This is a genomic window from Salegentibacter sp. BLCTC, from assembly GCF_015143665.1.
Taxonomy (GTDB): domain Bacteria; phylum Bacteroidota; class Bacteroidia; order Flavobacteriales; family Flavobacteriaceae; genus Salegentibacter; species Salegentibacter maritimus.
The window spans coordinates 181,304-192,908 of record NZ_WYEW01000008.1; the positions used below are offsets into that span (position 1 = coordinate 181,304).

General features: G+C 37.9%; 9 protein-coding genes. 3 read left to right on the plus strand and 6 right to left on the minus strand.

Features of this window, described 5'->3' with window-relative positions; all coding sequences use genetic code 11:
- Position 1: 1 nt before the first annotated feature.
- The 6 genes from GUB10_RS11765 to GUB10_RS11790 form a co-directional block, all read right to left on the minus strand.
- Positions 2-1,036, minus strand: coding sequence for an App1 family protein (locus tag GUB10_RS11765; protein ID WP_193711652.1), 1,035 nt, complete (start codon positions 1,034-1,036; stop codon positions 2-4).
- 275 nt (positions 1,037-1,311) lie between these two features.
- Positions 1,312-1,560 (minus strand): Rho termination factor N-terminal domain-containing protein, encoded by a 249-nt coding sequence (locus GUB10_RS11770; RefSeq protein WP_193711653.1) that lies wholly within the window; start codon positions 1,558-1,560, stop codon positions 1,312-1,314.
- A gap of 462 nt (positions 1,561-2,022) precedes the next feature.
- A complete protein-coding gene (locus GUB10_RS11775) occupies positions 2,023-4,461 on the minus strand; it encodes a sodium-translocating pyrophosphatase (protein ID WP_193711654.1) in 2,439 nt (812 codons plus the stop codon).
- A 113-nt stretch (positions 4,462-4,574) separates the two neighbouring features.
- Positions 4,575-5,093 (minus strand): inorganic diphosphatase, encoded by a 519-nt coding sequence (locus tag GUB10_RS11780; protein ID WP_193711655.1) that lies wholly within the window; start codon positions 5,091-5,093, stop codon positions 4,575-4,577.
- Positions 5,094-5,158: 65 nt separating this feature from the next.
- The gene (locus tag GUB10_RS11785; RefSeq protein WP_193711656.1) at positions 5,159-7,657 is read right to left on the minus strand and encodes a DUF5686 and carboxypeptidase-like regulatory domain-containing protein; all 2,499 of its coding nucleotides are present in this window, start codon (positions 7,655-7,657) and stop codon (positions 5,159-5,161) included.
- Between the two features lie 169 nt (positions 7,658-7,826).
- Positions 7,827-8,807: a pyruvate dehydrogenase complex E1 component subunit beta gene (locus GUB10_RS11790; protein WP_193711657.1), complete on the minus strand. Its 981-nt coding sequence runs from the start codon at positions 8,805-8,807 to the stop codon at positions 7,827-7,829.
- A gap of 313 nt (positions 8,808-9,120) precedes the next feature.
- Between GUB10_RS11790 and GUB10_RS11795 the strand changes: the two genes are divergently transcribed.
- From GUB10_RS11795 to GUB10_RS11805, 3 genes are all read left to right on the plus strand, one after another.
- Positions 9,121-9,867 (plus strand): electron transfer flavoprotein subunit beta/FixA family protein, encoded by a 747-nt coding sequence (locus GUB10_RS11795; RefSeq protein WP_193711658.1) that lies wholly within the window; start codon positions 9,121-9,123, stop codon positions 9,865-9,867.
- A 62-nt stretch (positions 9,868-9,929) separates the two neighbouring features.
- Positions 9,930-10,892 (plus strand): electron transfer flavoprotein subunit alpha/FixB family protein, encoded by a 963-nt coding sequence (locus GUB10_RS11800; protein ID WP_193711659.1) that lies wholly within the window; start codon positions 9,930-9,932, stop codon positions 10,890-10,892.
- A gap of 84 nt (positions 10,893-10,976) precedes the next feature.
- Entirely contained in the window at positions 10,977-11,603 is a 627-nt protein-coding gene (locus GUB10_RS11805; protein ID WP_193711660.1) for a bifunctional nuclease family protein, read from the plus strand.
- Positions 11,604-11,605: the final 2 nt, after the last annotated feature.

The window sequence follows — 11,605 nt, forward strand, 5'->3', positions numbered from 1 at the left end:
ATTAGATAAACCCCTGTCCTTTTGCGTGGGCTACGGCTTCTTGCGAAGATTCTACCATTAGCACAGGAGTGGTATTGAAGTTATCGATTATACTTCGCACCCGGTTCATCTGCTTTTTATGTTTTACACTACGCAAATAAATTGCCAGAATCCTATCGGGATATTGGGCAGCAATCTCGGTATAGATAGAAGCGTCGTGTTCACCACTATCACCTATAAGAATAAAATTCATACCTGTATAGGTCTGTAAAATATTGGTAATTTCTTTTTGCTTATGTGGTTTTTCCGGTTTCAAACTCCCATCGAACGGCGTGCTAAATTTCCGGAGTAAAATTGGTCCTTTGGGAAAAGCATTATGGTCTAAAAATAATTTTAAATACTCATATAAATTCCACGGGCTGTTACTTAAATAAAAAATGGGGTTATTTGGTGTGTTGTTACGTCCTTTGTGCAGTTTTTGGTAAAATTCTGCCGCTCCCTTTAGCGGAATTCTATCATAGGCATTGGTCAGCAATGAATTTTTGAGCAATCTAAGTTTTAAAAAAGACGTAACACCGGTATGTAAAATGGTATCGTCTATATCGCTAATTACACCATATTCTGCTTCGGGATCCGGAATTAAAAAACTACCGGTAAACGGATTTTCCAATAACTGGGTTTTCTTCCCCATTGGCCCCTTATAGTATAGCTTATAATCTAACCAGCCCTCTGCATCTGCATACTGTGCCAGGTTTTGCTTAATATCATTGTCAAATAAAAAATAGCCTTCCGCATTGGTTTTTGTAGTTGCCGGCACTTTCCCAGGCAGTAGTAAATCTACCTGAGCATCAGGAATCTCAAAAGTATCAAACTGCTTATAAGTGGTTTTTATGGTTCTAAAAATATTGGCATCCTTAATAATTTTTAGCGGCTCATTATCCAATACACGGCCTTTTATATATAAATGAGAATGTGTAGCATAGCTTCTATAAGGTGTAATTAATACCTGATCTATTAGCTTATACCTGCCAGCCAGCTTACGTATTCTTTTTTTCATGAAATTTGCGCTTTCGGACAAGTTAAAAATTATAGGATAGCGCGACCTTACTTTTAAATAAACTTTAGGAAGATGCGAAGTGCTAACTGATCTGTTTTACATACATCAACCTTACATACCTTCAAAACCTCTCTTCTACTTTCGTTTTTATCTTTATTTTATGCCTCTCTACAAAATATGGTAACTCCTGTGCCTAATTAGCGTATCAAGATTAAGCTTCTTTTTTAATAAATCTAAACATGAAAAACCCCTAGAACAGCTACCTATTACTCATTCTAGTGGTTTCTAAGGGCCTTTATCAATTCATCTTTACTCATATCGCTCCGGCCTTCAATCCCGATCTCCTGGGCTTTCTCATAGAGTTCCTCTTTGGTACGCTCTTCATATTTATCGGCTTTTCCACCTTTTTCACCAGAATTGGGGTCGTTTGCAATTCGTGCTGCTTTAGATTTACTCATTCCTTTATCCCTTAATTCCTCGTATTGCTCATCATTTTTAATAGATGGTCCATGATCTTTAGCCATAATATTATTTTTTAGGTTTCTTTTATTCTTAAATTTAAAAGAATTAACACGGAAGCTTAGTTGTAGCTTTGTTAAAATTGGAAAGGGCTTCGGCTTTAAAATGAATTATAAAATTTATGAAAATCTCAACTTTGGGGCATCAAAACCTTGTGAAAAAGAATTAATAAGCAAACTACTTCGAAGCAAGATCGGAGAATATAATTCCATTTTGAGCCAAGCCTAAGAGGCCGGATAACTATCGGGATAAATCTATCGATTATCGAGTAAGAAAGGGACATTAGCCCCTTTTTATATACAGATATACAGAAAGAGACTGTTTGAAAAACATCTTTTTTGTCAAGCTGAACTTGTTTCAGCTTCTAACATGAAATAAATTCTAAACATCTTAGATCCTAAAATAAATTCTGGATAACGGTTTTAACAAAAAATCAAACAGCCTCTTTGGTTTAAAAAAACCTGACTTTAGTATATTCTATCTCTTAACTGCTGTACCTGTTTTTCTACTTCGGCTTTGGTACCGGTAAAAGTTTTTTGCTGTACTGCAGTTTTTCCTTTTTCAGTAGTAGTAATTCTTACTTTAGCAATAGTTTCATTTCCTTCCGAAATCATATTAACCTGGATTTCTTTGGAGCTCTCATCGGTTGAAGCATTATTATTTATAATCACCTCTTTTTTTATTGCAGTCTCTTCGTTGGGCACATCGGTTTGGGTATGTCCTCCTAAAATTGGTGCAATTACCAAACCGATTAAACAGGTTAATTTAATTAAAATATTCATAGAAGGCCCGGAGGTATCTTTAAACGGATCTCCTACCGTATCTCCGGTAACCGCGGCTTTGTGGGCATCAGAACCTTTATAGGTCATTTCTCCGTTTATCATCACTCCTGCTTCAAAAGACTTTTTAGCATTATCCCAGGCACCACCGGCATTATTTTGAAAAATTGCCCAAAGCACCCCGCTTACAGTCACCCCGGCCATATAGCCGCCAAGCATCTCTGCTATTAAAACATTCTCATAGCCAAAAAGCATAGGAAGTAGGGCGATGGCAATTGGAAAGCCAATGGTTAAAATTCCGGGTAACAACATCTCTTTTAAGGCTGCTTCGGTAGAAATAGCGACACACTTATCATATTCAGGCTTCGAGGTTCCTTCCATAATGCCTGGAATGCTTTTAAACTGTCGTCTCACTTCCTCTACCATTTTCATAGCTGCTTTCCCAACAGATTTCATGGCTAATGCTGAAAAAACCACGGGCACCATGCCTCCAATAAACAACATCGCCAAAACCGGGGCTTTAAAAATATTGATTCCGTCAATTCCGGTAAAAGTTACGTAGGCAGCAAAAAGCGCCAATGAGGTTAATGCGGCAGAAGCAATTGCAAAACCTTTTCCGGTAGCTGCAGTAGTATTCCCTACAGAATCCAGGATATCGGTGCGCTCTCTAACCTCGGCCGGCAGTTCGCTCATTTCGGCTATTCCCCCAGCATTATCGGCAATAGGCCCAAAAGCATCAATAGCCAATTGCATTGCTGTAGTGGCCATCATAGCTGAAGCCGCCAATGCAACGCCGTAAAATCCGGCAAAAGCGTAAGAGGCCCAAATAGCTAATGCAAATAATAACACAGAAAGAAAGGTAGAGATCATTCCGGTAGCCAAACCTGCAATAATATTAGTTCCGGCTCCTGTACTCGAATTTTGCACAATAGAGAGTACCGGTTTTTTACCTAGACCGGTATAATATTCGGTAACCGCCGAAATTACACCTCCCACTACTATTCCTACCAAAGAAGCATAAAACACCCTAATTGATGCGATTTCCATAAATTCAAAACCTTCAGACCCACCAACAAAGAAGCCCATAGTTAAGGTCTCTTTAGGTAGCATCCAGGTTACCAAAAAGTAACTGGCCATTGCTACCAGAACTATGGAGGTCCAATTACCGATATTCAATGCTTTTTGCACCTGGGCTTCTTTAGCCGAATTACTGCTTATTTTCACTAAAAGCGTCCCGATAATAGAAATAATAATACCGGCACCGGCAATAGCCATAGGCAATAAAATAGGACCAATTCCTCCAAACCCGGAATCGACAATATTTCCGCCCATATCTTCAATAATATAATTTCCTAAAACCATAGTAGCAAGAACGGTAGCCACATAACTCCCAAAAAGATCGGCACCCATTCCAGCCACGTCACCAACATTATCTCCTACATTATCTGCAATGGTTGCAGGATTCCTGGGGTCGTCTTCCGGGATTCCTGCTTCAACTTTCCCCACTAAATCGGCACCAACATCGGCAGCTTTTGTGTAGATTCCACCGCCAACACGGGCAAATAATGCAATAGACTCGGCACCCAGGGAAAAACCTGCCAGGGTTTCCAAAACAACGGTCATTTGAGTGGTATTACTCCACTCCCCACCCATAAAATAATGGTAGAATAAAATAAAAAATGTGGTTAGCCCAAGTACCGCTAAACCGGCTACCCCAAGACCCATTACGGTACCGCCCCCAAAAGAAACTTTTAAAGCTTGTGGCAAACTGGTTCGGGCCGCCTGTGTTGTGCGCACATTACTTTGGGTAGCGATCTTCATCCCCATATTTCCGGCCAGGGCCGAGAAAAAAGCTCCAAAAATAAAAGCAACAATAATTAGGTAATGTGTGGTTGGCACAACATAGGCTATAGCTGCCAGGGCAATACTGGCCCCAACCACAAAAAAACTAAGTAATTTATATTCTGCATTTAAAAAGGCAAGTGCCCCTTCGTAGATATGTGAAGAAATATCTTTCATCTTGCCGTCCCCGGCATCCTGTTTAAGTACCCAGGAACGTTTTACCCACATAAAAACAAGACCTACTACTGCAAGTATTGCAGGCATATAAACCATTATTGATTCCATATTAATTGTTAAGTTTTAGTTAATATGGCTAATGTAGTAAATCACTGATAATTAAAAAAGCAATAACTTTTTAAGGTTATTGCTTTAAAATCGTCAAAATTATGTGACTGAAATTAAGGTTGTATTCCAAATTGACCTTTATCTCCATCAAAATTCTCAAAACGCTCTACGCATTGTCTTATAATTTCTTTGGCTTCTGAAGCATCGCCCCAGCCACCTACATCTACTTTTTTCTTCTCAAGATCTTTATAAACCTTAAAGAAATGCTCAATTTCTTTAATCATGTGGCCATTAAGTTCTTTAAGGTCATTCAACCTATTCCAAATAGGATCTGAAACCGGCACACAAATAATTTTTTCATCAGGTCCTTTTTCGTCGGCCATATGGAAAACACCAATTGGTTTAACTTCCATTACAACACCGGGGAAAGTTGGTTCACTTACCAATACCAAAACATCTAATGGATCGCTATCCTGGGCCAGGGTATTTGGAATAAAGCCGTAATCGGCCGGGTACATCATTGAAGAAAAAATCATCCTGTCGTAACGGACTTTCTTTAACTCAAAATCGTATTCATATTTGTTTCTACTCCCTTTTGGGATCTCGATTAATACATCAAAACTATCTGACATGTTCTTTCTATTTTTCTCATTTAAAGGCGGCAAATATAGTGAAAATCAGTATTAATTACGCCTATTTAGAAATGAAAACCAAAGGAGGCTGTTATTGCAAAAGATCGTGACTCTGGCACATTATAATAATTACCTCTAAAATGAGCTTCTACACTTAGAAATTTAAGAATATTTCCTATTCCAAGGCTATATTCGTAATAAGGTGCCTTGTTAGGTGCGCGAAATGGAATTCCAGAGGCATTTAGCGCTTTATTTGCTTCAGAAATTTCTCCCCAAACAGCCCTAACACCAACAAGTTCACGTAAATTTAATTCTCGCAAAAGCGGAATCCTGGCAAATAACCTTCCGTTAAAATTATGATCAAAATGTGCTGAAACATACGTATCAGTTACAAATTCATAGAAATTAAGTACCGGAAACGCATTATACATAGAAAAGTAAGTTTGGTTACCGGGCACCACATTTAAAAGCCCCAGCGGAACTTCGCCAAAGGTTTTTCCGGCTTCCATGCTGACATTTGCCCTACCAAAACCGCCAATTTTAAGTGGCTGATTGTATAAAAACTGGATTTTCTTATAATCAAAATCGCTTTTCAATATGCCTTTTAAGCCCAGACTATAATTAAAAAAGAAGGTAGGAAATTCATCTTCATTAATTACATTTTGTTCTACCCCAAACCCGGAAGTTTGCCTACCCGGCGTATAGGTGAAAGTAGTTGCAATTTCTGTTTGCTTTATAGTTGAAGCGACGTTAGACTGCATTTTATCGGTATAATAGTCCAAACTAAAATCTGGAGAGGCCGAACTAAGCTCACGATAAGAAGCACCTACCCGAACCTTAAAATTATTCCAGGGCTCAATTTCAAGATTTACAGTATTTAAGTTTAAATGACTTAATTTAGTATTGTCTCCCACGCTCACAAGTCCCGAAGATGCCAAACTACGCCCCAAAACATCTGTAGTATTACCGGTTAAACCGGCTCCCAACTGTACAATATCGTGTCTTTTTCCTCCAGAAATTATTAAGCGCGAACGTGCATCCAACAACCACTTCCCGGAAATTCCATATTTAAATTTTTCATCTAAAAAACCATATGCCAGATACCCTTCAACTCTCCAGGGGTCGTGTTGCCCAAAATAAGTTCTTCCCCCTATGCGGGTCCTAAACCCTTCTACCTCATTATAATCGAACAAGGAATAGACAGGGCCAAAATCCCAGCCATTAAACTCTACATACCCAGATTCGGCTATGGTTGCAATATCATAAATTCTATTGAATGCGGGCACACTGGTTAGACTATCCAGCATCACATAAATATCCTCCTCAGCCCTATTAAGTTCTTCCAAACGGTTTTTATCCCAAAAATCCTGACCCCGCTGATAAACCTCTTTATTAAACCTATATGCCTGTTTGTGGTAAAATCCTTCTGCTTGCTTTAAATTAAATTGATACTCGTCAAAAATCTGAGTCCTTTTGGCATATACCCCTTTTGAAGTCTCTTTTTTGGTCAAGGAAAAATTAGCCTGGAAATAATCTTTGGATATTAAAAACACCGAATCGTTAAGTACCTCAAATTCCTGTTCTATATACAACTCCTTTACCCAGTTTATATTGGCATCGCGAGAAGCCTCAAGATTTATTTTCTTAATCGCCCAGGTAGTATCATTTACCCAAAAATCTCCTTTAAAAGTAAGCTCGTTTTCCCGGCGTGGATAGTAAATAATATTATAACACCATTTATTTTCTACAAAAGCACTATCACTTAATACGTAATTGTAATTATTAATGCCGGTAGTAGAAAGCGGACTTACAAAACTTTTATCAAAAACCTTAATATAGTTGTTGTATACATTATACTCATCATACACATCTTTTACCGCAGCGATTAAATTTTGATTTTGATCAAAGCCTGAGTTTTTATTTCCTAAAAGATCTTCTCGTTTTTTATTTTCTACATTATCACCATATACCCTGGAAACCGATTCGTTTATAAAAACCGGTAAAATAGTCTTTCCGGTAATTCTATTGGTATCGGCATAATCAAATATGAATTCCATGCCGTTAAAAATTGGATTTTTCACTACTGAACTATCTATACCATCTAGTTCGAATTCCAGCTTTTCATATTTTTTAAACTGATATTGTTTAAAGGCAGTAACACCGTTATCTCGCCTATTTTTCCAGATTTTTCTCAGGATATCTATAGCGGGATTATTCTTCTTAGAAGTTTTCCCTCTAATTATTTTCACTTCATCAAGGCTTGAAGCCTCTTGCTGCAATACTATCTCCAGTGAAAGATTACTTTTTTGCGGAAGTGGGATTATTTCAGTTTGATAACCAATAAAAGAAATTTTGAGTTCGGTATGGTTATTTTCACTTTGCAAATAAAACTTCCCACTTTCACCTGAGGTTGTCCCTTCCGAAGAATTATTAAAAATCACATTCACAAAAGGCAAAGCCTGGCCGTTTTGATCTTTAACCACACCACCAACCCTGGTTTGCGATGCCATTATCGTATAGCAAAGCAAAAATAATAAGGAAAGATAAGTTGCTTTCGGCCTCATTGTTCTTCAGGACAAAAAAAAACTTCACCGAATCAGAATCCGATGAAGTTTTAGATTTATAAAATTTCTCTCTATTTGCAAGCTTAACCTATAATTGGTGTTACTTATAGAGTTATGATTAATTACCTGTTTATTGCTAAGTTTTAAGTCCAGCATCCTGCTGGCTTTTTTAGTCAATATACATCACCTGTTTAACCGCTTTAATAACATCGTCGCTGTTTGGCAACCATTCTTTAAGCAATACAGGAGAGTAAGGTGCCGGCGTATCGGCAGTATTTATTTTTACAATTGGTGCATCTAAATAATCAAAAGCTTTAGACTGTACCTGGTAGGTGATTTCAGTAGAAATATTTCCAAAAGGCCAGGCTTCTTCCAAAATCACTAAACGATTGGTTTTCTTAACCGATTCGATAATAGTCTCATGATCCATTGGGCGAATAGTTCTAAGGTCTATAATCTCGCAAGAAATATCGTCTTCAGCCAATTTCTCGGCCGCTTTGTATGCTTCTTTAATAATTTTTCCAAAGGAAACAATTGTTACATCACTACCTTCTCTTTTAATATCGGCTTTTCCTATTTCCAGTACGTACTCTTCTTCAGGTACTTCTCCTTTATCACCATACATTTGCTCACTCTCCATAAAGATTACCGGATCATCATCACGAATAGCAGCTTTCAACAAACCTTTGGCATCATAAGGATTTGAAGGTACAATTACTTTTAGACCCGGGCAGTTGGCATACCAACTTTCAAAAGCCTGGGAGTGCGTTGCACCCAATTGCCCGGCAGAAGCGGTTGGCCCCCTAAAAACGATAGGAATATTAAATTGGCCACCACTCATTTGGCGCATTTTAGCCGCATTATTTATTATCTGGTCAATTCCAACCAATGAGAAGTTAAAGGTCATGAATTCAATAATAGGCCTGTTGCCATTCATTGCCGAACCCACACCAATTCCAGCAAATCCAAGCTCTGCAATTGGGGTATCTATTACACGATCAGGGCCAAATTCGTCCAACATACCTTTAGAGGCTTTGTAAGCACCATTATACTCTGCTACTTCCTCGCCCATTAGATAAATAGACTCGTCTTTTCGCATCTCTTCGCTCATTGCTTGCTGAACGGCTTCCCTAAATTGAATTGTCTTCATTATATGCTATACTATTTAGATGTATCTTTTTAAACAACAAAAATAGTAATTCAATAAAGTTTTCCCCACTAATAATCCACAAAAATTTACAGGCCTTCCGTAAGTTCAACATTATAGCCTATTACCCCTAAGAAATAATTAATTTTTAGGAGTTTTTTAATCTTAAAATTGTCATATTTACAATATATTGATGGAATCTATAAAATTAATTTTGAAGAAAATTGCGAAATTTACTATGCATGCATAGCATTTTATGGATTAAATTATGTAACTTCGTGATGAAATTTGTTATAAATATAAAAAACTCGTTATAATGAAAATATTAGTATGTATTAGTCATGTACCTGATACTACCTCAAAAATCAACTTTACCGATGGTGATTCAAAGTTTGATACCAACGGAGTGAATTTTGTAATAAATCCAAATGATGAGTTTGGACTTACCCGCGCTATGTGGTTTAAAGAAAAACAAGGCGCAAGTGTAGATGTTGTAAATGTTGGGGGCGCCGAAACCGAGCCTACCTTAAGAAAAGCACTTGCTATTGGAGCCGATAATGCCATACGTGTAAATACGTTAGCTGTAGATGGTTTTCAGGTAGCAAAACAATTGGCAAAAGTTGCTAAAGAAGGAGAATATGACCTTATAATTGCCGGACGTGAATCTATAGATTACAACGGCGGAATGGTACCGGGAATGCTAGCAGCACTTCTGGACGCTAATTTTATTAACACCTGTATTAGTTTAGAGATAGAAGGCAACAAAGCTACAGCCGTAAGGGAAATAGATGGCGGTAAGGAAACTTTAACTGCCTCTCTCCCTTTGGTTATTGGAGGACAGAAAGGTTTGGTTGAAGAAAGCGATCTTAAGATCCCAAATATGAGAGGGATTATGCAAGCTCGTAAAAAGCCACTTAATGTTCTTGAACCCGAGGAAGCAGCTACACAAACCGAAGCTGTGAAGTTTGAAAAACCGGCTCCTAAAGGAGATGTAAAACTGGTTGACCCAGAAAATCTTGATGAATTGATAGATTTACTTCACAACGAAGCCAAGGCAATATAAATATAAATTACCTCACAAGTTTTCAAAACCTGTGAGAAATTACACTTAAAAAATAAAAATATATGTCAGTTTTAGTATATACAGAAACCGAAGACGGCAAGTTTAAAAAAGCTGCGTTTGAAGTTGCTTCTTATGCAAAGGAAGTAGCCGGCGGAGATGAAGTAGTTGCAGTAAGTTTTAACACTGCCGATACTTCTGAACTTGGAAAATATGGAGTTAGCAAAGTGCTAAATATCCAAAACGACAAACTAAGCAAGTTTAATGCTGAAGCTTATGCAGATGCAATTAAACAAGCAGCAGAAAAAGAAGGAAGTAAGCTTATTGTATTGAGCCAAAGCGCCAACAGTAAATATTTAGCTCCACTTTTGGCCGTGCATTTAAATGCAGGTTATGCATCTAATGTTATTGCAGTACCAGAGAGCCAGGAGCCTTTTACAGTTAAAAGGAGTGCTTTTACCAACAAAGCTTTTAATTTTACTAAAATCACTACCGATGTAAAAATTGTAGGTTTATCTCAAAATGCATTCGGTTTAAAAGAAAGTGAAGCTGCTGCTACAGCTGAAGATTTTTCTCCTGAGCTAAAAGAAGGGGACTTTACAGTAAATGTAGAATCGGTAGATAAAGCAAAAGACAAAGTAACCATTGCTGATGCAGAAGTAGTTGTTTCTGGTGGTCGCGGACTTAAAGGCCCGGAAAACTGGGGAATGATTGAAGAAATGGCCGATATTCTTGGGGCTGCCACAGCTTGCTCCAAACCGGTTAGCGATATGGGTTGGAGACCGCATAGCGAACACGTGGGCCAAACGGGAAAACCGGTAGCTTCTAATCTTTATATCGCAGTAGGAATTTCAGGGGCAATACAACATCTTGCAGGAATTAACGCTGCCAAGACTAAAGTGGTAATTAACAACGACCCGGAAGCACCTTTCTTTAAGGCCGCAGACTACGGAGTAGTTGGTGATGCTTTTGAAATTGTACCTAAGCTAAACGAAAAACTAAAGGAATTTAAAGCTAAAAACGCATAATTTTTATAACTTGCACCCTTTAAAAGGGCTGTCTAAAATACGGTGAAAGTCCTAAATTAGACAGCCCTTTTTAATTGATGATATATGAGTTTAGTGCGCCTTAATATAAAAGGAATTTCTTATAGCCAAACCCAAAACGGAGCCTACGCTTTAATTTTAAGCGAGGTAAATGGAGAACGTAAACTCCCCATAGTTATTGGAGCTTTTGAAGCACAATCTATCGCTATTGCTTTAGAAAAAGAAATAAAACCACCTCGCCCTTTAACCCACGATCTTTTTAAAAATTTCGCCGACAGGTTTGAAATTACGGTGAAGCAGGTAATTATTCATAAGCTGGTAGACGGTGTATTTTATTCCAGTTTGATTTGCGAACGCGATAAGATTGAAGAAATTGTAGACGCACGCACCAGTGATGCTATTGCCCTTGCCTTAAGGTTTAACGCTCCTATTTTCACGTATAAAAACATTCTTGATAAAGCAGGAATCTTTTTAAAAGGAGAGGAAGAAGAGCAAAAAACCGCTTCAGAAAAACAGGAGGAAGATATAATTTCAGAAGAGCTACTTCCCGACGATATTGATATAAAATCTGACGATACTGACTATAAAAAGTTATCCTTAGACGAACTTAAAGATATGCTTTCCCAGGCCGTAAACAATGAAGATTACGAAAAAGCGGCGCGCATCCGGGACGAAATTTCCAAACGCAAATAATG